Source organism: Ruegeria sp. YKSD163 (genome assembly GCF_059612905.1).
Window position 1 is genome coordinate 438917 of the sequence record NZ_JBXWRM010000001.1, and the last position, 21165, is coordinate 460081.

The window sequence follows — 21165 nt, forward strand, 5'->3', positions numbered from 1 at the left end:
GGCAAACAGGCGGAACTGGCGATGGGCGGGGAACGGTCATTCGCTAGTTCGATCATCAGAAGCAGCTTTGAAGCAGCTTTGCGGACAATCCCGTCGTTAGCACATTTACGACAATGTCCGCTTAACGGGAGGCTGTCACGTGCGGCCTCAAAGCCGGTTGGCTGTAGCTGCACGACAGTCTTGCTCAGTGCTCGACACTGTTTATGAAAATGGTTGCTTCCTTTCCGAAGACTTGGCGAGTACGATGATGATCTATCGGACATTATTCGTACACATGTGACTGGGGGATTAAGATGTTACGGATGAAAACTTTCGTTGCTTCGTTTTGCTTGGCGCTTGGGATGTCAACCGCAGGTTACGCTGCGACAATAACGGGGGCGTATTCGGGAATCACGCGGCTCGAGATTTATTTCGATGATAGCAATCTCAACGGCTTGTTGGATTTTCCGGAGTTCACGGGTTGGAGGGGTTTCGATGAATACTCTGACGATGAGCAGATTTTCCCATTACTTTTCGCCATCGGTAGTGCAGAGCCGCTCCCGGCGATCGCGGTACAAGGTGGGCCCGCCGTTTGCGCCCTCGAATTATTCTGCTTCACATCACAAGGTAATGGCGGTTTTTTCCAGATCGGCCCCGACCCGAATTGGAGGTTTACTTCCGACGCCGTCCCCCTCCCCCCGGTCCCACTACCCGCCGGGCTCCCGCTGCTGCTAACCGGTCTCGCAGGCTTCGCGGGATTGCGGTTGAGAAAGAAACGGGCTGCCAGGGTCTAAGTCGCCAAGCCCACCCCGGAACCATGCGTTCCAGCGCGTGAGATACTGCCCTAGGGGCGTCGGTTGGGTCCGATGCCCCTTTTGCTCGTAAAGCCGGGCGGCAGTCTCTGTCATCTTGGCGACGGTTTTCTCGGCCGCGCTCAGCACATCGTCGAGGAAGTGATACCCCAGAAAGTCAAAGCCCTTCGAGACGCGCCCGATGAAGGTCTTTTCGGGGTGAATGTCGAGGCGCAGGCCGTTCAGCACGAACCGCACCACCGCCATCGCCTTGCGGATTTTCCACCGGGTCGGGGCAAGAATGAGAATGTCATCCATGAACCGGACATAGAACAGACCGCTGCGTTCAAAACGCTGGTCCAGCTCATATAAGTAGAATGACGCCATCAGCGGGCTGAGAGGGCAGCCAAGCGAAATGCCGCGCCTGATGTCGACGAAGTTGCCGCCATCACAAATACTGCGCCGCAGGTATTGACCCAGGAGGTTCATCACCGTCCGGTTGGTGATATGCTCCGCCAACCTGTCCAGAAGCCGGTGATGGTCGATGCTGGCGTAGTAGGATTTGACATCCGTGCGCAGAACATACCCGTGATGGGGCAAATGTTGCACGACCTGCCGGACGGCCTGCTTAGCCCCACCATGGCCTTTGATGTGTGTGCAGGAGGGCGATGAAGGCAGCACGTTGGCCAGACACAGGCTCATGGCCTTGAGCACCAGCGCATCGCGCGAGGTCCAGACATCGACGCTGGAGCCGTCTTTCAACTCGATACGGTCGAGAGCCTCAAAGCGATAGTTGCCGGTCAGCAGATGCTGCTGCAGCCGTTGCTTCTCCGAAGCCCAGTTGTGCCGAAACCACCAGATGTCAGCATTTGCGGGATAGTCCCGCCTCCGGTGGCAGAGCCACGCGTAGGCTTCCTCCAAGACGTCATTCGAGGTAATTCGTACGATCAGCATACCAGACGTTCGCGCGGGCTGTAGAAAACGCCAATATGGGCTCAAACCAGTCCCATGCTGCAAAGAGATCAAATGACCGGTCGCGGCTGTTTCATGGTTCTGCAAAGCCTCTCCCTGCACATCGCTTGTTACCGAATGGCATCGACCAAGGCCTCGATCAGTTCTGCAATGCAGAGCCATCGCCCCCCACACCCGACAACGAAAAAGGCCGCGCACTGCGCGGCCTTTTCCATGTTCTGGGTCCGAAACTTAGCGCTTCGCTAATCTGGCAGCTTGCTTTTACACTATTTTTCATAATCTTACGCCACCAAAAAAGCGCACGTTAAACATTTGTTAATCAAGCACAGCGCACTGTGCTGAAAGTTATTAGCTAACTGGAACGCGATTTCGTTGCCAAAGCAATAGCCTTGTCCAGCTCACCCGTTTCTGCAGCTTTATTGAACACCTCAAGCACAGCTGCAACCTCCTCCAACTTGTCCACAAACACAGCGTTGCTCTTGCCGTTGATGTTCAGAATGCGAGTTCCGTACCTGCACTGCACGTACCAGCCATTGTCCTGCTCAAAGAACCACGGTCGAACACGTTTTTCATGTGCCACCTTTACACGCTCACCAGCTTCGTTCTGCTGCCAACGCTTCACGCTGACCGTATATTCCTTGCCCGCCAGCGCAGCATCCAGCACCTTGTTCTGCTCCTCAATAGCGGCAAGCAACTTTTCGCGCCGCGCAATCACAGGATCGTTTTGAGTATTACGCTGAACGGTTTTCAGGTTCAGTTTTGCAAGATGTGACATAGTTTCATATCCTCTTATCATATTGATAATATGAAACTATTTTCTCTTACCCTATTGAGCTACCGAAAATATTTCGCCTTTGCAGTCAAAGGATAAATAACTGCGAAGGAGACAAAAATGTTCGGTGGAAAACAGGTAAACAAGGCATGGGAAGAATGGTTAGCGCAAGACGACTGGGATTTATTTGCGACACTTAACTTCGGCCATCTATCATTGCTCGACGGCAATAAGACTGACGCGGCGGGTAAGTTGTGGCGCAGCTGCTTAGCGACTTTGGACTACGCGATTTATGGCCGTACAAAAAAGAACCAGCCGCGCTTCAACCGTGTCGCATTCCGACAATACGGCGCCAACGGCACAAACCCGCATGTTCACATTCTGGCTAAATCGCCCATCGACGTGAACGAGTTTTGCATAGCTTGGAACGCGATTTGGGCATCACAATTTGCCCCTGCCGCCAGCCCGGTAAGTAACTCAATCGCTCCTCTGATCACAAAAACAGGCGCTATAGGCTACGGACAACACGAAGAATTTAAACAAGATATAGGCTCATACGACGAACGACTAAGTTACATAAATTCAGGCCCCCAGCATCTTGTGCGCACAGATGCACTCACAAGGCTTCGAGCAAAGGCTACAAACAAATTTTTAGTCAAGGCACGTTTAGCACTTCCCGATCACATCAAGACTTCACAGGCAAATTTTGAACGACGCGAACGCTTTAGGGCGGCAGCAATGTTGCGTCCTTGAGCTTCGCTTCAAGCAGCTTCGATCTCAAAGCAACGCGACTTAGTTTTCTAGCTCGCATTTGTTGGCGTGCTCGAAAGCAGGCAGTGGACCCAACGGCAGACAAAGGAGATCACATCCTAGTTCTTTTCCAAAACAACAACAGCTCGAACAGCAACAGTGAAACACAGAGGTTAAATACTACGGAGGCAGGAACAGATGATATTACTTGAAACGACATACAGGCAGCTACGCAGCGCAGGACTTGTTGAAAGCGGCGAAGCATTCAGCAGCGCATACTTGGGCAAGAACAAGAACTGGTTTTCATATCAAAAGCACACAGGGCGCGATTTCAGCGTAGATGCTGCTGTGCAGTGTTTACGCGCCATACGCTGCCAAAAGCACAATCCAGCTCTGCCCAGGACACAGCAACGCGCTTTAGCTGTTATCGAAAGCCAGCTGCTTGCTCATCTCAACCATGAGCACTGCATTGCTGAGGTATGCTGAGCAGAATGTTATAGAATATGTATTCCTTAACATTTCCTTCCAATCGCCAACAAAAACAAAGACTTGCTGTTTCAGGCTTTTTCGGTCGCTCTCTAAAATGTTTGAATTTACAATCACTTACAACAGAACCACACATATTTGGGAACTATAGGATGAAACAAGCAAAGCTGCTCACACAACAAGAACGCAAACGACTGGCAGCTGTGATCGACAGCAAACGTCATGCAACACGCAATCATACAGCTGTGGCGCTCAGCTTTTACGCTGGGCTTCGAGCTTGCGAGATTGCTGCACTGCGCATTGGCGACGTGTTCGATGCTGATGGAGCTGTGCGTGACACGATCCATTTGCGGGCAGCACAGACGAAAGGCAATGAGGCGGCAACAGTGCTTGTTAACAAACGTCTAGCCCAGCATCTGCGCAAATATGCTGCTCAATACCCTGCTCGCGTTGCCAAGCCAGACGCTGCTTTGATGTTCTCAGCCAAAGGCGGTGGCTTTACAGCGCAGACAATCGTCAACCTGTTCCAGGGTCTCTACAAAGCAGCTGGTATAGCTGGCGCAAGTTCACACAGTGGTCGGCGTCAGTTTGTGACAGAACTTGCTGACAAAGGCATTAACGCACGTGTGATCCAAGCACTTGCTCGTCACAAACATCTCAACACCACCATGCGCTACATCGACTTGAACGAAAACAAGCTGCGCAGTGCCGTTGAGCTGGTGGATTACTGAAAAAGGCACAGCAGTATTTGCACTATGTCTCTCGGCTCTTGCGTCAAATCTCCAACCAAGCAGCATAGACTGATGAAGATCGTGCAGATTTGGGCAAAATCTTAACGGCACTAGTCAGTTGAAACAGGCTTAACAGGCCTTTTTGCATCCAGCTTGCGCTCCTTACTGCGCAGCCGCGTCAAGTTTGTCTCCCAGTCCGTTTTCTTCTTCGCAGCCTTACGCTTTTTAGGCTTGGCTCCCAGAACTTCCCATATGTGCAAAATCACCACCTCAAATCTGTAAGTACTTCCCAGCAAGATTTTGCAGCACAAAAAAATAAAGACCACAGAACCCAGCTCCGGCTAAGTCTATTTATGCATCTTGACCAAGCCCTTATGCAGAGCCAGCTTACATCAAATTATCGTTCCCTTATTATATTTTTGAAAGGATCAAAATTTCTGCCTATCGCTTCCGACCCGAAGTTTGAAAAATGGCCTGTATCTCTGTACATCGGGCTGTTTTCGATAGCTGATCGACAAACCTGATTTTCACATAGAAATTTTTCAAGGTTTAGGACTACGTAGTCTTCTGATAGTAAATCAAGCACGCGCTGAACTTTTAGCCGATCGGTAGAAATTTCCGATAATGGATAATCGCATAAGTCCACGCTCTTACCACTCCAAATCTTCCCTACACCACAATATCCCAGATCAGTACCATTTGTCGGCGGCGGCGAAACAAAAATTGCTTTAGCTCCTGTGGCTTCAATTCGTATAGCAGTTTCCCTTAAAACTTCTGCCAACTCGTATTCATTGTTAATAGTAACAGAATTTCCACTCGCGTCATAGTGTACTCGGCCCACTCGATTGTACGGACTGGACATAATCACATATTTATAGCTGCTTTTTTCAATATGATCTAAGACTTGGCTATTAAACGATATGCACTCCTGTGCAGACGTAACACTTCCATTGAGCCCAATCGTCGAATTAGGCATACATTGACTTAATGCAAATTGCCTAATTCCTAATGAGCTCGCCTCAAAGTTATTCGAAAGCATTCCATATAAATGCATAGCGTAACTATCGCCCCAAAGTAAAACTCCTGGAGACTTTTTACTGGAACATTCTGGATTGTCTAAGATACTTTCAATATTTCGCTTTTCGATGCACGCCCAACTTATCCCTGGGTTACCAGCAAGAAAATGCTCCAACTCTACAAATGCCAAACCACTCGGACCTACACGTTGGTTCCATCCTTGTGCAAAGTGCCCAGCCAAACCAATGGTAACGAATATTGCTCCAATCGTACCACTAGCAGCGAAAACACCGCTCCGCGTCGCAAGTATAGGATTTGCACGTTTCCTAAACGGTTGTTCAATAAAGTACCAAGTTGCCCAAGCAAGCAAAAATGCTGCAACTGCAAGTGTCGCCATTAAATATTGGCTAGGCTCATTTAGGCTGCGCAGGCGTGCAAATGCAAACAAGGGTTGGTGCCACAGGTACGCGCTATAGGAAATTATTCCTATCCCCACAAAAGCGCGCATCGAAAGCAACCGCGCAACCCATGTCTCCGGAGCAGCAAACAAGATCACCAGCATCGTTCCGCCTACAGGCACTAAGGCGTATACGCTTGGAAATGGTGTGCTTGCATCATAGTAAAATATTGAAACCACGATCAGAAATAAGCCTGCGGCGCTCAACAAGTTATTAGACCACTGCGCTCGTCCGAAGGTAATAAATGCACATATCGATCCTGCTAGTAGTTCCCAGGCACGTGTTGGCGCGAGGAAGAAGTTTGCACTGGGTGAATTTCGCCAACCCCACTCAGCCAGAAGTAAACTGAACACAGCGATTGCGATCACGCTCCAAAACACACGCTTCCGACCAAAGCGCCAAACTAAGAGGAGGAAGACGGGGAACAACAGATAATACTGCTCTTCGACTGCCAAGCTCCATGTATGCAGCAACGGCTTTAACTCGGCAGCATGCGCAAAGTATCCAGTTTCACGCCAAAACAGTATGTTAGATGCAAAAAAGACAACGGCAACGATACTTTGAGCAAAGTCTTTTAACTGTGATGGCAGCATCCACATGTAGGCAAAAGGCAAGCACGCCAGCATGACGAAAAACAGAGCAGGCAAAATTCGTCTTGCTCTACGCTCGTAGAAGCGCGCAATCGAAAAGTTACCCTTTTCAAGCTCTCCAATCAGTATGCTCGTGATGAGATAACCGCTGATTACGAAAAATACGTCTACTCCAACGTATCCGCCGCTAAACACACTGAAGCCAGCGTGGAAAAGTATCACCGGTAGAACGGCTACAGCACGTAGACCGTCAATCTCTTGCCTGTAACGCATACCACAACACTGCTGCTTGTCTCAGTTTGACGGTTAAGTACGATAGGGAGAAAAAAACGTCTAGCAACACATAAGCGCGCCCTACCACCGTCATCGTACCCGTTTGCGTGTGCAGACAGCGGACCAAGACCTAGACGCGCTGTATGAAGCTGTTTGGCGCCTTAGCTGTTTAGCGCCTGCGCTGCGCAGCCTCACGCATAGCGTCAAGCTTGCTCTGCGCCCTTGCCCGCTCAGTGTTGCCCGTTGCAGCCACATTGCTGTGCGCATATTCACCACCACCAATCAGCACATCAACATCCATCATGATGCCCTTACGTACGTAGTGGTCTTCAATCTGCTTTCGGCTTGTTCCCATGTTTGTGCAGAGCATGTCATAGACCGCGGCGTTGTAACCAAGCTCTACGAACCGTTGTTCCGCATAATAATGTCGGAAGCTGTAAGCTGTGCGTCTTTGACCGTTTTCATCGTAAAGCAAACCAATTTCCTTCAGCATTTTCGGCAGCGTTTTGTAAAATCCCTCGTTCTTCTTGCCGTTCGCGTAGCAAAACACCCAGTCTTCTGCATCTGTATGCCCAGTCAGTTCGCGTAACTGCTTGTAAACAGCTACCACCGAGCTTTGCGAACTTACGATCCGCTCACCAGTTTTGGTGTTTTTTGGCACTGAAATTTTAAGGTACTGCGTTTCGGTAACGTCGCTGCGGTCAACACGAACATGCTTGTGTTTCAGCTGCAAAACCTCACCAGTGCGCATACCTGTTCCAGCAAGAAAATGAATGTAGCACTTTAGAAGCTGACGGTTGAACTTGTGCGCGGAGTTAACTCGCGTGTCATTTACGCCCCTGCCTTCTACCCATTTGTCCAAATACGCATCCAAACGCTTGAACTCTTGCGCTGAAAACGATGGCCGACGATTAGGTGCGATACCTTTACGAGCAAACGGATTTTCGATGATTGGCATGTGTGACAGCAGCTTCATGCTGTTTGCCCAGCCAAATATCTCACGCAATGCGCTCTGCTCCATATCCATGCTTTTTTTGGCTGGTTTGAGCACGTGATTTGGATGACGTTTACGTTCTGCTTCATCAGCCCGCGCCCAATACGTCATGCGCCAGGTCCAGTAACCTTGCACAAACGCTTGCGTCATTTCCTCAAGCTTCATCGAGCCAAAGTACGGTAGCCAGTAGCGTTGCGCGTGTTTTTCGTACCAGCCAACACGCTGTGCAGGACCAGTTCTGCCTTTAGCAAAGTGATTGGCTTCCAAACGTTGCCGTTTGTCAGCCCACCAAATCACATACAGATCTTCAAACGTCAGCTGCTTTACTGGCTCTTTTTTCTTAGCCCGCAAGCGCAAGTCATCATACTTGTCCAAAGCGTAACGCTTTGCTTCTTCCAAGTCCGTTTCGCCAGTGCTTTCCTGTACGTACGTAACCTTGTTGCCGTACACATCGCGCATTCCCCGTACATGTATGCGCATGTGGTAGATTGGCTTTTTGGCATTGGGACGATGGAACAGAATAATTTGCCCATCTTTCAGCTCTACCTTGTTCAAGTAGCTCTTGCTCATCGCCCTACCGTCAGCATCATTTCTTTGTAAAATATGTGTAAGTTCAGCACCTTAATGTGTCTATGATTTGTTGCTTGTAAAACTTTTGTAAGCCAACCATGAAAAGAAAAAGCGCAGTAAAAACTGCGCTTTTCCAATAGCTTAATGATCTTAGCGTTAGTGAAATTCTTAACGCTTCGAGAACTGGAACGAACGGCGGGCTTTACGCTTGCCGTATTTCTTACGCTCGACCACGCGGCTGTCGCGGGTCAGGAAGCCGGCGGCCTTGAGCGCGCCACGCAAGCTGGGGTCGTACAGCTGCAGCGCCTTCGAGATGCCGTGCTTGACCGCGCCGGCCTGACCGGTCAGGCCGCCGCCCTTGACGGTCGCCATCACGTCGAACTGGCCTTCGACACCAGCCACCTGGAACGGCTGGCGCAGGATCAGCTGCAGAACGGGGCGCGCGAAATAGGCGTCCTGGTCCTTGCCGTTCACCACGACCTTGCCCGAACCCGGCTTGATCCAGACGCGGGCGACCGCGTCTTTCCGCTTGCCGGTGGCATAGGAGCGGCCCAGCTCGTCGCGAACGGGTTCGCGCGGCTCGTCTGCGGCCACGGTTTCGAGGCCTGCAACGGCGCTCAGCTCTTCGAGAGTGTTGATCTGATCAGCCATCGGTTTCAGCTCCGGGTGTTTTTCTTGTTCATGGACTTGACGTCCAGAACTTCGGGGGCCTGGGCTTCATGCGGGTGCTCGGTCCCGGCATAGATGCGCAGGTTGGTCATCTGCTGACGCGACAGGCGGTTGCCCGGCAGCATGCGCTTGACGGCCTGATAGACCACGCGCTCGGGGTGGGCCCCCTCGAGAATCTGCTGCTTGGTGCGCGACTTGATGCCGCCCGGGTGGCCGGTGTGCCAGTAGAAGTGCTCTTCGCGCTTCTTGCCGGTGATCTGCACCTTGTCGGCATTGATGACGATGACGTTGTCGCCCATGTCCATATGCGGGGTGAACGAGGCCTTGTGCTTGCCACGCAGGCGCATGGCGACGATCGAGGCGAGGCGGCCCAGAACGACACCCTCGGCGTCGATCAGGATCCACTTCTTGTCGATGTCTGCAGGAGTTGCAGAGAAGGTTTTCATGGCAGGATGGTCCTGTTTGATGTGAAAGACCGGCCTTTACGACCGGCCCTAATCCGATGGGCGGTTTCTAAGGAGATGTATGGGGCGGGTCAAGCGCATGTTGCGCGATTTAATTGCGCAAAAACAATAGTTTGCAAAATAGGTATTATTATACCCCAAGAAAATCAGACACTGATCTGCTCGGGCGGGTTATCCAGCAGCGCGCGCAACCGCATCATCGCGGCCTCGAACCGCTCCAGCGAGACATGGGCGTTCATCGCGATGCGCACCGCATTGGGCGCGCGCCCGTCGCGCAGGGCAAACTCGTCGGCCGAACGCACCTGCACCCCTGCCCGCTCGGCGGCGCGGGTAAAGGCGGCCGAGCGCCAGCCCGAGGGCAGACGCAGCCAGACAAACGGCACCGCGGAATCCCAGACCAGATCGAACCCGCCCAGCGTGTTGACCGTGACGCGCACATATTCGGCCATGCGCCGCTGCACGGCGCGTGCCAGATCGCGGGCGCGCGGATCACTCAGCATCAGCCGGGTCAGTTCCGCCAGCGGTTGGGCCAGCCCGAAATAGCCATATTCGGCCGAACGGCGCAGCCCCGCGCTCTGCCCTTCCGCAGCGATGGCGAACCCCACCCGCAGCGCCGGGGTCAACGTCTTTGAGATGGACGAGACATGCCAGCCCCGCTCGGGCGCCAAGGCGCGATAGCTGGGCGCCTGCGGTTCTCCCATCCTATAACAATCGTCCTCGATGATCTGCAGGTCATGCTTGCGGGCGACCTCGACCACCTCCTTTCGGCGCTCCAGCGGCGAGCGGCAGCCGGTCGGGTTCTGCACCTCGGGTGAGACGCAGATCGCCTGCGCCGGGGTCTGGCGCGCGGTCAGGTCCAGCGACATCGGGTCAATGCCCCATTTGTCCATCCGCACCCCGATCACATCCGCCCGCATCAGTTCAGCCGCGCGACGGAACCCGGCATAGGACAGGTCCTCGACCAGAACCACCGGCTTGGGCCCCTTGAACACGGTCTGGAACACAACGCAAAGCCCGTTCTGTCCACCATGGGTCAACACGATATCATCCGCCGTCAGTGGCCCCAGCGGCAGATCGGACATCCAGTCCGCCACCGCCTGGCGCACCCCGGCATAGGCATCGCGGGTGGGATAGTTCAGGAACATCGCCGGATCAGCCTGCGCCACCTTTTGCAGACATTCGCGGATCAGCGCCACCTGCCCCATATCGGCCAAACGCGGGCTGAACAGGCTGACATTGTTGTCATTCCGCTCATCCAGAAGATAGAGCTGCCGCGACCAGACATCATCCAGCACCGGGCGTTTGGGCGGCGCCACGAATGTGCCGCGCCCCACCTCGGCATTCAGCAGCCCCTCGTCGGTCAGGATCGTATAGGCCCGCGCCACGGTTCCGGGGGTAATGCCCAGTTTATAGGCAAGCTCCCGCACCGGCGGCAGTTTCACCCCAACCTCCAGGTCCTTGGCATCAATCGCTTTTCGGATGACGTCGGCAACCAGAGTGTACTTGGCGCCTTTGGCCTGCGGCAAGGAGTCGGGCCAAATTGTACCCATTACAATCTTTCCTTTGATCTTGGGACAATTTCGAATGTATCAAACATATGTACCAAGTAAATGAAACTTGTGTCAATACAATTTTTGAAAGGACCCATGTCATGACCCGCATGATGCATTCGCCCGCTCTGATGCTGCTGAACGCCAGCCCCCGGCTGCCGCTGATCGCCGCTCTTGCCGTGCGTTTCGCCGCGACCGTGACCAAATGGGAACAACGTCGGCGAACCCGGCTCAATCTGGGCAAGCTCGACGATCACCTGCTGCGCGATGTGGGTCTGACCCGACAGGCCGCCCGCGACGAGGCTGCCCGCCGCTTCTGGCAGGGCTGAAACGGAATCCCCAGTCCCTTCATTGGGACCTCTTCACTGGCCGGGGCTTGCCCCGGCCTTTTTTCATCCAAACTGCGCGGCGGCAGAGCCCTGCGGCGGGATCGAATAGGTCATGCTGGCCCGCGCAACCGGCTTGTCGGACCCTTCTGAGAACATCAGGATATCGCCTACCGCCAACGAGCGGCCAAGTTTCAGCAGGCGGCACTGCGCCACGATCTGGGCGCCGCCCTCGGGCTTGCGCATGAAGTCCATCGAACAGCTGGTGGTCACCGCCAGCGCCTGCCGCCCCAGCCGCGCCAGCACCATCGCATAGACGCAGACATCGGCCAGCGCGAACATCGACGGCCCCGAGATGGTGCCACCCGGGCGCAAATGCCGCTCGGCGGTCAACAGCCGCATGGTGATCGTGTCCTCGGTCAGATCGTCGATGGCGAAATCCTCGCGCACCTGCGGGAACACCTCGGCCAGGTATTGCGACAATTCCTCCCGGTTCAGTGCCAACGCCATGCTTTCCCTCCTCGTCTCCTGCGCCTAGAGTTGCCCCGAGTTTGGCAGGGAGGGCAAGATGGCAATTCTGGAACGTCGCGACACGGGGGCGGTGGCCCATCTGACCATGAACGCGCCCGAGCGGCTGAACGCGCTCAGCGACGAGATGCTGGCGGCGCTTCAGGCCGAGTTCGACGCGCTGCGCGACGACGCGCGCATCCGCGCGGTGATGCTGTCCGGCGCGGGCAAGGCGTTCTGCGCGGGCCACGACCTGAAACAGATGACCGCCGGGCGTCAGGCCGAGGATGGCGGCAAGGCCTATTTCAAGGATCTGTTCGACCGCTGCGCCCGGATGATGATGACCATCCAGTCGCTGCCCCAGCCGGTGATCGCCCAGGCCCATGGCATCGCCACCGCTGCCGGCTGCCAGTTGGTCGCGACCTGCGACATGGCCGTCGCCGCCGAGGGCACCCGGTTCGGCGTCAATGGCGTCAATATCGGCCTGTTCTGCTCGACCCCGATGGTCGCGCTCAGCCGCAATATCCCGCGCAAGCAGGCGTTCGAGATGCTGACCACCGGTCAATTCATCGAGGCCAGCCGCGCCGCCGAACTGGGGCTGGTCAACCGGGTGGTGCCCGCCGCCGATCTCGAGGCCGAAACCCGCGCGCTGGCCGACACCGTGGCGGGCAAGCTGGGCGCGGCGGTTCGGATCGGCAAGGAGGCGTTTTATCGCCAGCAAGTGCTGCCGCTGGATCAGGCCTATGCCTATACCGGCGAGGTGATGGTGGAAAACATGCTCTATCGCGACACCGCCGAGGGAATCGCCGCCTTTATCGAGAAGCGCGACCCCGATTGGCGCCAGTAATCGGATCATCGCACCAATCCACGGGAATTGTTTCCAAATTTGCGCTTTCAATCGGGGCAACACTGTGGCAAAGCTGGGGCAGGGTAAATGCCTTGACGACTTTTGGGTCGCCGTGGGCGGAAGGTCCCTCCTAGCCGGCTCTCTCTCCGGCATTGACATTCCCGCAGCGGCGACCCCAAAAATCTCCCGTCTTTGATCCGCCACAATTGCCGCGCTGGCCAAACGCGTGACGTATTTTCGGTTGACAGCGCCTTGGACAGGCGAAAGAGGGCCACACTCGATCATTGCACCATGCCGCGCCCTGCCCTATGTGGCAGACCATGACAGACAGATTGCATATCGTGGGCGGCGGCATGGCCGGGTCCGAGGCCGCCTGGCAGGCGGCACAACAGGGTATCGACGTGGTAATCCACGAGATGCGCCCCACCGTCGGCACCTTCGCACATCAGACCGGCAACCTGGCCGAGATGGTCTGCTCGAACTCGTTCCGCTCGGATGATGACGAACAGAACGCCGTGGGCCTGCTGCACTGGGAGATGCGCGCGGCGGGCGGGCTGATCATGTCCGCCGCCGATGCCCACCGCCTGCCTGCCGGAGGCGCGCTGGCAGTGGATCGCGACCCGTTTGCCGAGACCGTGACCGCCCGGCTGCACGCCCATCCCCGCGTCTCGGTCACCGCCGAGGAAGTGACCGAACTGCCCCGCGACGGGCACTGGATCTTTGCCACCGGCCCGCTGACCTCGCCCACGCTTGGCGCTGCCATCCAGGCCGAGACCGGGGCCGAGGCGCTGGCCTTTTTCGACGCCATCGCGCCCATCGTCTATGCCGACACGATCGACATGTCGCGCGCCTGGATGCAATCGCGTTATGACAAGGGCGAGACCGAGGAAGAGCGCACCGCCTATCTGAACTGCCCGATGGACCGCGACCAGTACGAGGCCTTCATCGACGCGCTGCTGGCCGCCGACAAGACCGAGTTTCACGAGGGCGAGACCGCAACCTATTTCGACGGCTGCCTGCCGATCGAGGTGATGGCCGAACGTGGCCGCGAAACCCTGCGCCATGGCCCGATGAAGCCGGTTGGCCTGACCAATCCGCACCAGCCCGACGTCAAACCCCATGCGGTGGTGCAGCTGCGCCGCGACAATGCGCTGGGTACGCTCTATAATATCGTGGGCTTTCAGACCAAGATGAAATACGGTGCCCAAACCGCTGTTTTCAAAACCATTCCCGGCCTGGAAAACGCCAGCTTTGCCCGTTTGGGTGGCATCCATCGCAACACCTTCCTGAACTCGCCGACCCTTCTGGATGCGCAGATGCGGTTGAAATCGCGCCCCAATATCCGCTTTGCCGGGCAGATCACCGGGGTCGAGGGCTATGTGGAAAGTGCGGCCATGGGCCTTTTGGCCGGGCGGCTGGCCGCGGCCGAGATCCAGGGTCGCAACCTGCCCGAGGTGCCGCAGGACAGCGCCATGGGCGCGCTGATCCACCACATCACCGGCGGCGCCGAGGCCAAGACCTTTCAACCGATGAACGTCAATTTCGGCTTGTTCCGCCCGGTCGACGGGCTGAAGGGCGGTCGCCGGGGCCGCAAGGACCGTTACAAAGCCTATACCGATCGCGCCAAGGAAGCCTGGTCCACCTGGCTAACCGAGGCTCAGAACGGGTAAATATCATGCGCTTTCTTATTGAAAAAACATGACTTTTACCACCCGCTTTGCACCATCCCCCACCGGCCCGCTGCATCTGGGTCATGCCTATTCGGCAATCCTGGCCCATGACATGGCCCGCGCCGCCGAGGGCAGGTTCCTGTTGCGGATGGAAGATACCGACCTGCAACGCAGCAAACCGGAATGGGATGCGCAGATCATTGACGACCTGACCTGGCTGGGCCTGACCTGGGACGGCCCCATACTGCGCCAGTCGCAGCAGCTTTCCTCATACGACTTTGCCCTGCGCGCGCTTGCCGATCTGAACCTGCTCTATCCCTGCTCGTGCAGCCGCAGCCAGATACAGGCCGCGCTGGCCGCCCCGCAAGAGGGCGTCACGCATGAGGTCTATCCCGGCCTCTGCAAACACCGCCCGATGGCAAGCCGACAGGACGGCGACGCGCTGCGCCTGCATCTGGACCAGGCGCTGGCATTGTTTGACGGCGCCTATCCACAATTCACCGAAACAGGACCTCGCCATGCAGGTACCCACCAAATCGACCCGGAACAGGCCATGGCCCGGATCGGCGATGTCGTCCTGTCCCGCAAGGGCGAAGATATCGTCGCCTATTTCCTGGCCTCGGCGCTGGATGACGTGGCTCAACGCATCACTCATGTAATCCGGGGCGAGGACCTGTTCGACTTCACCGCGATACAGGTCATTCTGCTGGCGCTTCTCGACCTGCCGATCCCGATCTATCACCATCACCGCCTGATCCGGGACGAGATCGGCAAGCGGCTGGCCAAGCGCGACGATGCCCGCGCCATTGCGAAATACCGGGCCGAGGGCGCCAACCCCGCCGAGATCCGCGCCATGGTCGGGCTCTGAGCGTCAGACCATCGGCGCCATCAGCTCCACCTCTTCACCCTCGCGAACAGCGTTATAGAAACAGCTGCGCCGGTTGGTGTGACAGGCCGGGCCGGTCTGACGTACCGTGACCAGCAGGCAATCGCGATCGCAATCGACGCGGAAATCCACCAGTTCCTGCACATGGCCCGAACTTTCGCCCTTGACCCAGAAGCTTTGACGCGAGCGCGACCAATAGGTCACCCGCCCGCTTTCCAGCGTGCGCGCCACCGCCTGGGCATTCATCCAGGCCATCATCAGAACCTCACCCGTGGCGGCATCCTGCGCGATGGCCGGAATCAGCCCCGCAGCGTCATACTTTAGTGTCGAAGGGTCGAAGGACATGGCCAAAAACCTTTTGCATCCGGATGTTCGCCCACTATGTATGGGGAACAGCGAACGAGGGAAAGCCATGTCCGGCGAGACCGATCTGATCAAGCTCTATTCCGGCCGTATCCTGGCGCTGGCGGCGGATATCCCGCATCTCGAGCGGCTGGACAGCCCCGACGCCACCGTCAAGAAACGCTCGCCGCTTTGCGGATCCACCGTGACGGTGGATGTGAAGCTGCGCGACGGGCGTATCGACCAGTTCGGCCAGGACGTGAAGGCCTGCGCGCTGGGTCAGGCCGCCGCCGCCGTTGTGGGCGCCGCGGTTGTAGGCACCACCCGCGCCCAGATCGAGGCTGCCCGCGACCAGCTCAAGGCGATGCTGAAACAGGATGGGCCGGTGCCCGATGCCCCTTTTGACGGGCTCGAAGTTCTGATCCCCGCGCGCGATTACAAGAATCGCCATGCCTCAATCCTGTTGACGCTGGAGGCGACGGCCGAGGCGTTGGAACAGGCCGAACGCGCAAACTGCGCCTGACCGGATCAGGGGGCGCTGCCCCCGTCGCCAAAGGCGACTCCCCCGGAGTATTTCCGGCGGAATGAAGATACCGGTAGTGCTGCTTCTTTCTGGTTCCAAATACTCCGGAGCGCGAGGCGGAGCCTCGCAAAAAAACCGCCGCTCCTCCCGGGCAGGAGGGCGGCGGCAGGTTGTGCGGGTCTCGTATGGGGTCCGGTCCGCGACGCCATGAGCCGAGGCGCGGCCCAGGAAGGGTCTTGGGATAGGCAGGTCACCCTTGCATCGAATGGGACAGGATGCGCGCGGAAACCGGGTACGAGATCGCAGGCAGAAACAGTCAGAACGTGCCGGGCAGCAGCAGAGCCGCAACCAGCATCACCACCAACGAGGCGGCCCCGGCGGCATCCTGCAACAGGGTATGCTGCGAGCGGCTCAGGACGGTCTTGATCTGGGTCAGCATCGGCTCTCTCCTCCGGCGTGTCAGTTAATCCTTTGTTGACCTTTTGTTCTCACATCTCGCCGAGTCGGTAAAGAACTTTTTAAGAACATTTGTGAACTTTTAGGGGGAGTCGGGCTCAACCCACTGAAATCAAACGGATCGCCTGATCCTGTTTCATCAGCCACAGCAGGATACGGGCGGCACGGCCGCGCTCGCTGTTCAGCTCGGGATCCTGGGCCAGAAGCGCGCGGGCATCCGTCTGCGCCGTGGCCATCAGCGCGGTATGCCGTTCCAGATCGGCGATACGAAATTTTGGCAGGCCCGATTGCGCGGTCCCGATCAAATCGCCAGCGCCGCGCATGTCCAGATCGGTCTCGGCGATGCGGAACCCGTCCTCGGTCTCGCGCAGAACCTCAAGCCGGCGACGGCCGCCCTCGGTCAGGGGCGGTTGATACATCAGCAGACAGGTCGAGGCCGCTTCGCCTCGCCCCACCCGGCCGCGCAGCTGATGCAGCTGCGCCAGGCCGAAAATCTCGGCCCGTTCGATCACCATGATGGTGGCGTTGGGGACGTTCACCCCCACCTCGATCACCGTGGTGGCGACCAGAACCTGGGTCTCGCCCGCCTGGAACGCGGCCATGGCAGCGTCTTTCTCGGCTGGCGGCATCTGACCATGGACCAGCCCGACCACGCCCTCGCCCAGCACCGCGCGCAGGCGCTTGAACCGGTCCTCGGCCGCGGTCAGGTCGCTGACCTCGGATTCGTCCACCAGCGGGCAGACCCAATAACATTGCCGCCCCTCAGAGATGGCGCGGCGCAAATGATCGATTACCTCATCCATCCGCTCGGTGCTAATCACGGCTGTGCGGATCGGTTTGCGCCCGGGCGGTTTCTCGTCCAGCACCGAGACATCCATGTCGCCATATTGCGCCAGCGCCAGGCTGCGCGGGATCGGCGTGGCGGTCATCACCAGAACATCGGCGCCCATCCCCTTTTCCGCCAGTTCCATCCGCTGGCGCACCCCAAACCGGTGCTGCTCATCGACGATGGCCAGCCGTAGATCGGCAAATTCCACATCCGCCTGGAACACCGCATGGGTGCCGACCAGAATCGAGATATCGCCGCGTTTCAGCGCCGCCAGCTTGGCGCGCCGCTCGGCCCCCTTGTCGCGGCCTGTGAGCAGTTCAAGCACCACGCCCGCCTCTTCGGCCAATGGGCGCAACCCTTCGAGATGCTGGCGCGCGAGGATCTCGGTGGGGGCCATCATCACCCCCTGCCCGCCTGCCTCGACCGCGACCAGAAGCGCCATGAAGGCCACCAGCGTCTTGCCCGCCCCCACATCACCCTGCAACAGCCGGTTCATCCGCGCGGGCGCGGCCATGTCGGCGGCGATCTCCTCGATCGCGCGGGCCTGAGCGTTGGTGGGGCGATATGGCAGGCTGGCCAGCACCCGCGATTGCAGCGCGCCGGTCGCCACGCTGGAGATGCCGCGCGCCTTGCGCTCGCGTCGCCGCGCCAGCGCAAGGGTCATCTGATGGGCAAACAGCTCGTCATATGCCAGCCGCATCCGCGCCGGGGCGGTGGCGGCCACATCATCCAGCCCTTCGGGCGCGTGGGCGGCACGCATGGCGTCAGCCCAACCCGGCCAGCCCTCGCGCGCGCGCAGGGCCGGGTCGATCCACTCGTCCAGATCGGGCAGCCGCGCCAGTGCCGAACGCGCCGCCTTATAGGCGGTTTTCTGGCTGATGCCCTGGGTCAGCGGATAGACCGGTTCGAATTCCGGGATCTCGCCCGCCTCGGCCACCGGCAGGATATGGTCGGGATGGACCATGTTGGCCATGCCATCGAACAGTTCGACCTTCCCCGACACGACGCGGCGCGACCCCTCGGGCAGCACCTTTTTCAAATAGTCGCCGCGCGCATGAAAGAAGACCAGCTGGAAATCGGCCTGCGCATCCTCGACAAAGATACGATAGGCACCGCCGCGCCCGCGGGCCGGGCGATGGGCGCCGACCGTCACCTCGACCGTCAGCGTCGCGGGCAGATCAGCACCCCGGATCGTGTCGCGCCGACGCCGGTCGACAACGGAATAAGGCAGCGAAAACAACAGGTCGCGCGGGGTTTCCACATCCAGATGCGCAAACAGCTGCGCGGTCTTGGGTCCCACCCCTTCGAGCGTCTCCAGACCCGCGAACAGCGGGAAGAGCTGTTCCGGCCGCCCGCTCATAGCCCCTCGATCAGCGTCAGCCAGCCATCCTCGTCCAGGGTCTCGATCCCCAGGCTCTCGGCGGTCTTGAGCTTGGAGCCGGCGCCGGGCCCCGCCACCAGCAGATCGGTTTTCTTGCTGACAGACCCCGCGACCTTCGCCCCCAGCGCCTCGGCCCGCGCCTTGGCCTCGGCCCGGGTCATCTTTTCCAGCGAGCCGGTAAAGACCACGGTCTTGCCCGCGACCGGGCTGTCGCGCGCCGGGGCATCGGGGGGGATCACCGTCAGATGCGCGGTCAGCCGGTCAAAGGCAGCGCGCTCGTCTGTATTGGCAAAGGCATCCGACAGCGACAGGCCCAGCGTGGCGCCGATCCCGTCGACGCCGATCAGGTCGGCCCATGCGGCGGCGGCCTCGGGCGGCACCTCTTGCGCGGCGATCACGGCAGCGCGGGTATCGCTGATGCGGGCGCGGCGCCCTTCGGCCTGGGCCTGCTGGCGCTCCTGCTCCTCGGCGGTGTCGGCGGCACGATGGGCCAGTGCGGCGGGGCGGGCTGTGTCCAGTGCCGCTGCCATCGCGTCCCAGTCGCGGTAATGCAGCGCCAGATCCTTGGCGCCCACCTCGCCCACATGTCGGATGCCCAGGGCAAAGATCAGGCGGGCCAGCGGAATGCGGCGCTTATCGTCGATGGCCAGAAACAGGTTGGTTGCCGATTTCTCGCCCCAGCCCTCGCGGTTCTTCAACTGTTGTAGCCCTTCGCCATAGCGGCTGCGCAGCTCGAAGATATCGGCAGGTTCGCGGATCCAGCCGTCGGCGTGGAACTGTTCCACCTGCTTGGCGCCCAGCCCCTCGATGTCAAAGGCGGCGCGGCTGACGAAATGCTTGAGCTTTTCCACCGCCTGCGCCGGGCAGATCACGCCCCCGGTACAGCGGCGCACGGCATCGCCGTCCTCGCGAATGGCGAGGCTGCCGCACTCAGGACATTGCGTCGGGAAATCAAAGGGCTGCGCATCCTCCGGCCGCTTGCTCAGATCGACATCGGCGATCTTGGGAATCACGTCACCGGCGCGATAGACCTGCACCCAGTCGCCGACGCGGATATCCTTGCCGTCGCGAATCTCTTGTCCCCGGCTGTCGCGCCCGGCGATGTAATCCTCGTTATGCAGGGTGGCGTTCGACACCACCACTCCGCCCACGGTGACCGGGGTCAGCCGCGCCACCGGGCTGAGCGCACCGGTGCGCCCCACCTGGATATCGATCGCCTCGAGCCGGGTCCAGGCAAGTTCGGCCGGGAATTTATGCGCGATCGCCCAACGTGGCGTGGTCGACCGAAAGCCGAGCCGCGCCTGAAGAGACAGCTCGTCAAGTTTGTAGACCACTCCGTCGATGTCATAGCCAAGCGTCGCGCGCTGTGCCTCGATATCGCGATACTGCGCGATCATGGCCCCCAGGTCGGCGCAGCGGCGGGTTAGCGGGTTGGTCTGAAATCCAAGGCTGGCCAGCCGCCCGATCGCCTGCATCTGCGTTTCTGCCAGCGGTTCCGAGAGTTCACCCCAGGAATAGGCGAAGAATCGCAAAGGCCGCGCGCGGGTGATCGCGGCGTCGAGTTGGCGCAGCGAGCCGGCGGCGGCGTTGCGGGGATTCGCAAACAGCTTGCCGCCCTCGGCCTCTTGCCGGGCGTTGAGTGCGGCGAAATCCGCATGGCTCATATAGACCTCGCCGCGCACCTCCAGCACCTCGGGCGCGCCCTCGATCCGGGCCGGGATATCGGCGATGGTGCGGGCATTGGCGGTGACATTCTCGCCCACCTCGCCATCGCCCCGGGTCGCCGCCTGCACCAGAACGCCCTGTTCATAGCGCAGCGACAGGGACAAACCGTCGATCTTGGGCTCGGCGGTATAGGCCAGCGGCGCCTCGGAATCGAGGCCCAGATACTTGCGGATCGAGCGGTCAAAATCGGTGACGTCCTCATCGTCAAAGGCATTACCCAGCGACATCATCCGCACCGCATGGGTGACCTTGGAGAAGCCCTCGCCCGGGCGAGCGCCCACCTGTTCGCTGGGGCTGTCGGCGCGTTTGAGATCGGGGAATCGCGCCTCGATCGCGGCGTTGCGCTGTTTCAGCGCGTCATACTCCGCATCGGACATCTCGGGCGCGTTCTGGGTGTGATAGGCGAGGTTCGCCTGCGCCAGCAAACCGGCCAGCCGTTCCAGTTCCTGCGCGGCTTCAGCCTCGGTCATTTTTTCGATGGGTTCTGAAACTGTCATGGCCCCGCCCGGTCTGTCTGGTCTTTGCGACCAGTGATAGGGCGAGGCCATGGTCAGGTCCAGATCAGTCTGCGTGAGTGGTGGTGCCGCGCTGGACTCGCGACTGGCTT

At 58.5% G+C, this 21165-nt stretch carries 21 protein-coding genes; 9 read left to right on the plus strand and 12 right to left on the minus strand.

Going from position 1 to position 21165, the window contains the following annotated elements; genetic code table 11:
• Window positions 1–341 precede the first annotated feature (341 nt).
• Window positions 342–773, plus strand: a complete 432-nt coding sequence (locus tag AC2FNA_RS02140; RefSeq protein WP_496824310.1) for a VPLPA-CTERM sorting domain-containing protein — start codon at window positions 342–344, stop codon at window positions 771–773.
• Here AC2FNA_RS02140 and AC2FNA_RS02145 read toward each other — a convergent pair.
• Together AC2FNA_RS02145 and AC2FNA_RS02150 are read right to left on the minus strand one after the other, a co-directional pair.
• On the minus strand, window positions 711–1829 hold the full coding sequence (locus tag AC2FNA_RS02145; RefSeq protein ID WP_496824084.1) for a reverse transcriptase domain-containing protein: 1119 nt from the start codon (window positions 1827–1829) through the stop codon (window positions 711–713). The genes AC2FNA_RS02140 and AC2FNA_RS02145 overlap by 63 nt on opposite strands.
• A gap of 265 nt (window positions 1830–2094) precedes the next feature.
• Window positions 2095–2517, minus strand: coding sequence for a hypothetical protein (locus AC2FNA_RS02150; RefSeq protein WP_496824086.1), 423 nt, complete (start codon window positions 2515–2517; stop codon window positions 2095–2097).
• 117 nt (window positions 2518–2634) lie between these two features.
• On the opposite strand from AC2FNA_RS02150, the gene AC2FNA_RS02155 reads away from it, so the two are divergent.
• The 3 genes from AC2FNA_RS02155 to AC2FNA_RS02165 all read left to right on the plus strand — a co-directional run bounded on the left by AC2FNA_RS02155 (window position 2635) and on the right by AC2FNA_RS02165 (window position 4481).
• The gene (locus tag AC2FNA_RS02155) at window positions 2635–3267 is read left to right on the plus strand and encodes a hypothetical protein (protein WP_496824088.1); all 633 of its coding nucleotides are present in this window, start codon (window positions 2635–2637) and stop codon (window positions 3265–3267) included.
• A 195-nt stretch (window positions 3268–3462) separates the two neighbouring features.
• The gene (locus AC2FNA_RS02160) at window positions 3463–3750 is read left to right on the plus strand and encodes a DUF6626 family protein (RefSeq protein WP_496824090.1); all 288 of its coding nucleotides are present in this window, start codon (window positions 3463–3465) and stop codon (window positions 3748–3750) included.
• 152 nt (window positions 3751–3902) lie between these two features.
• A complete protein-coding gene (locus AC2FNA_RS02165) occupies window positions 3903–4481 on the plus strand; it encodes a tyrosine-type recombinase/integrase (protein ID WP_496824091.1) in 579 nt (192 codons plus the stop codon).
• Window positions 4482–4878: 397 nt separating this feature from the next.
• Here the strand turns inward: AC2FNA_RS02165 and AC2FNA_RS02170 are convergent, their stop codons facing one another.
• From AC2FNA_RS02170 to AC2FNA_RS02190, 5 genes are all read right to left on the minus strand, one after another.
• Window positions 4879–6819 (minus strand): acyltransferase family protein, encoded by a 1941-nt coding sequence (locus tag AC2FNA_RS02170; protein ID WP_496824093.1) that lies wholly within the window; start codon window positions 6817–6819, stop codon window positions 4879–4881.
• 169 nt (window positions 6820–6988) lie between these two features.
• Window positions 6989–8383, minus strand: coding sequence for a tyrosine-type recombinase/integrase (locus AC2FNA_RS02175; RefSeq protein WP_496824095.1), 1395 nt, complete (start codon window positions 8381–8383; stop codon window positions 6989–6991).
• Window positions 8384–8551: 168 nt separating this feature from the next.
• Window positions 8552–9034: a 30S ribosomal protein S9 gene (rpsI, locus tag AC2FNA_RS02180; RefSeq protein WP_234136480.1), complete on the minus strand. Its 483-nt coding sequence runs from the start codon at window positions 9032–9034 to the stop codon at window positions 8552–8554.
• 5 nt (window positions 9035–9039) lie between these two features.
• Window positions 9040–9498 carry a 50S ribosomal protein L13 gene (rplM, locus tag AC2FNA_RS02185; RefSeq protein WP_011047426.1) on the minus strand — a complete coding sequence of 153 codons (459 nt, stop codon included), beginning with the start codon at window positions 9496–9498 and terminating at the stop codon, window positions 9040–9042.
• A gap of 164 nt (window positions 9499–9662) precedes the next feature.
• A complete protein-coding gene (locus AC2FNA_RS02190; RefSeq protein WP_496824097.1) occupies window positions 9663–11066 on the minus strand; it encodes an aminotransferase-like domain-containing protein in 1404 nt (467 codons plus the stop codon).
• A gap of 101 nt (window positions 11067–11167) precedes the next feature.
• On the opposite strand from AC2FNA_RS02190, the gene AC2FNA_RS02195 reads away from it, so the two are divergent.
• Window positions 11168–11395 (plus strand): DUF1127 domain-containing protein, encoded by a 228-nt coding sequence (locus tag AC2FNA_RS02195; protein WP_234136478.1) that lies wholly within the window; start codon window positions 11168–11170, stop codon window positions 11393–11395.
• A gap of 63 nt (window positions 11396–11458) precedes the next feature.
• Here the strand turns inward: AC2FNA_RS02195 and AC2FNA_RS02200 are convergent, their stop codons facing one another.
• Window positions 11459–11902, minus strand: a complete 444-nt coding sequence (locus AC2FNA_RS02200) for a PaaI family thioesterase (RefSeq protein ID WP_496824099.1) — start codon at window positions 11900–11902, stop codon at window positions 11459–11461.
• A gap of 58 nt (window positions 11903–11960) precedes the next feature.
• On the opposite strand from AC2FNA_RS02200, the gene AC2FNA_RS02205 reads away from it, so the two are divergent.
• The 3 genes from AC2FNA_RS02205 (at window position 11961) to gluQRS (ending at window position 15284) form a co-directional block, all read left to right on the plus strand.
• Window positions 11961–12746 carry an enoyl-CoA hydratase gene (locus AC2FNA_RS02205; RefSeq protein WP_496824101.1) on the plus strand — a complete coding sequence of 262 codons (786 nt, stop codon included), beginning with the start codon at window positions 11961–11963 and terminating at the stop codon, window positions 12744–12746.
• 320 nt (window positions 12747–13066) lie between these two features.
• Window positions 13067–14416, plus strand: coding sequence for a methylenetetrahydrofolate--tRNA-(uracil(54)-C(5))-methyltransferase (FADH(2)-oxidizing) TrmFO (gene trmFO / locus AC2FNA_RS02210; protein WP_496824103.1), 1350 nt, complete (start codon window positions 13067–13069; stop codon window positions 14414–14416).
• Between the two features lie 28 nt (window positions 14417–14444).
• Window positions 14445–15284, plus strand: coding sequence for a tRNA glutamyl-Q(34) synthetase GluQRS (gene gluQRS, locus AC2FNA_RS02215; protein ID WP_496824105.1), 840 nt, complete (start codon window positions 14445–14447; stop codon window positions 15282–15284).
• A 3-nt stretch (window positions 15285–15287) separates the two neighbouring features.
• Here gluQRS and hisI read toward each other — a convergent pair whose 3' ends face one another.
• Window positions 15288–15647 (minus strand): phosphoribosyl-AMP cyclohydrolase, encoded by a 360-nt coding sequence (gene hisI, locus AC2FNA_RS02220; protein WP_496824106.1) that lies wholly within the window; start codon window positions 15645–15647, stop codon window positions 15288–15290.
• Window positions 15648–15714: 67 nt separating this feature from the next.
• Here hisI and AC2FNA_RS02225 point away from each other — a divergent pair, with 67 nt between their 5' ends.
• Window positions 15715–16167, plus strand: coding sequence for an iron-sulfur cluster assembly scaffold protein (locus AC2FNA_RS02225; RefSeq protein WP_496824107.1), 453 nt, complete (start codon window positions 15715–15717; stop codon window positions 16165–16167).
• A gap of 316 nt (window positions 16168–16483) precedes the next feature.
• On the opposite strand, the gene AC2FNA_RS02230 is transcribed toward AC2FNA_RS02225, so the two are convergent.
• From AC2FNA_RS02230 to ligA, 3 genes are all read right to left on the minus strand, one after another.
• Window positions 16484–16606, minus strand: coding sequence for a hypothetical protein (locus AC2FNA_RS02230; protein ID WP_011047417.1), 123 nt, complete (start codon window positions 16604–16606; stop codon window positions 16484–16486).
• Window positions 16607–16721: 115 nt separating this feature from the next.
• Window positions 16722–18812, minus strand: a complete 2091-nt coding sequence (gene recG / locus AC2FNA_RS02235) for an ATP-dependent DNA helicase RecG (RefSeq protein ID WP_496824109.1) — start codon at window positions 18810–18812, stop codon at window positions 16722–16724.
• Window positions 18809–21028, minus strand: a complete 2220-nt coding sequence (ligA, locus tag AC2FNA_RS02240; RefSeq protein ID WP_496824111.1) for an NAD-dependent DNA ligase LigA — start codon at window positions 21026–21028, stop codon at window positions 18809–18811. The genes recG and ligA overlap by 4 nt, the downstream gene beginning before the upstream one ends.
• Window positions 21029–21165: the final 137 nt, after the last annotated feature.

Coding starts and splice junctions, on each gene's coding strand:
- AC2FNA_RS02140 (WP_496824310.1), top strand. CDS start 342: ATGTCAACCGCAGGTTACGCTGCGACAATAACGGGGGCGTATTCGGGA.
- AC2FNA_RS02150 (WP_496824086.1), bottom strand. CDS start 2,517: ATGTCACATCTTGCAAAACTGAACCTGAAAACCGTTCAGCGTAATACT.
- AC2FNA_RS02155 (WP_496824088.1), top strand. CDS start 2,635: ATGTTCGGTGGAAAACAGGTAAACAAGGCATGGGAAGAATGGTTAGCG.
- AC2FNA_RS02160 (WP_496824090.1), top strand. CDS start 3,463: ATGATATTACTTGAAACGACATACAGGCAGCTACGCAGCGCAGGACTT.
- AC2FNA_RS02165 (WP_496824091.1), top strand. CDS start 3,903: ATGAAACAAGCAAAGCTGCTCACACAACAAGAACGCAAACGACTGGCA.
- AC2FNA_RS02170 (WP_496824093.1), bottom strand. CDS start 6,819: ATGCGTTACAGGCAAGAGATTGACGGTCTACGTGCTGTAGCCGTTCTA.
- AC2FNA_RS02175 (WP_496824095.1), bottom strand. CDS start 8,383: ATGAGCAAGAGCTACTTGAACAAGGTAGAGCTGAAAGATGGGCAAATT.
- rpsI (WP_234136480.1), bottom strand. CDS start 9,034: ATGGCTGATCAGATCAACACTCTCGAAGAGCTGAGCGCCGTTGCAGGC.
- rplM (WP_011047426.1), bottom strand. CDS start 9,498: ATGAAAACCTTCTCTGCAACTCCTGCAGACATCGACAAGAAGTGGATC.
- AC2FNA_RS02190 (WP_496824097.1), bottom strand. CDS start 11,066: ATGGGTACAATTTGGCCCGACTCCTTGCCGCAGGCCAAAGGCGCCAAG.
- AC2FNA_RS02195 (WP_234136478.1), top strand. CDS start 11,168: ATGACCCGCATGATGCATTCGCCCGCTCTGATGCTGCTGAACGCCAGC.
- AC2FNA_RS02200 (WP_496824099.1), bottom strand. CDS start 11,902: ATGGCGTTGGCACTGAACCGGGAGGAATTGTCGCAATACCTGGCCGAG.
- AC2FNA_RS02205 (WP_496824101.1), top strand. CDS start 11,961: ATGGCAATTCTGGAACGTCGCGACACGGGGGCGGTGGCCCATCTGACC.
- trmFO (WP_496824103.1), top strand. CDS start 13,067: ATGACAGACAGATTGCATATCGTGGGCGGCGGCATGGCCGGGTCCGAG.
- gluQRS (WP_496824105.1), top strand. CDS start 14,445: ATGACTTTTACCACCCGCTTTGCACCATCCCCCACCGGCCCGCTGCAT.
- hisI (WP_496824106.1), bottom strand. CDS start 15,647: ATGTCCTTCGACCCTTCGACACTAAAGTATGACGCTGCGGGGCTGATT.
- AC2FNA_RS02225 (WP_496824107.1), top strand. CDS start 15,715: ATGTCCGGCGAGACCGATCTGATCAAGCTCTATTCCGGCCGTATCCTG.
- AC2FNA_RS02230 (WP_011047417.1), bottom strand. CDS start 16,606: ATGCTGACCCAGATCAAGACCGTCCTGAGCCGCTCGCAGCATACCCTG.
- recG (WP_496824109.1), bottom strand. CDS start 18,812: ATGAGCGGGCGGCCGGAACAGCTCTTCCCGCTGTTCGCGGGTCTGGAG.
- ligA (WP_496824111.1), bottom strand. CDS start 21,028: ATGACCGAGGCTGAAGCCGCGCAGGAACTGGAACGGCTGGCCGGTTTG.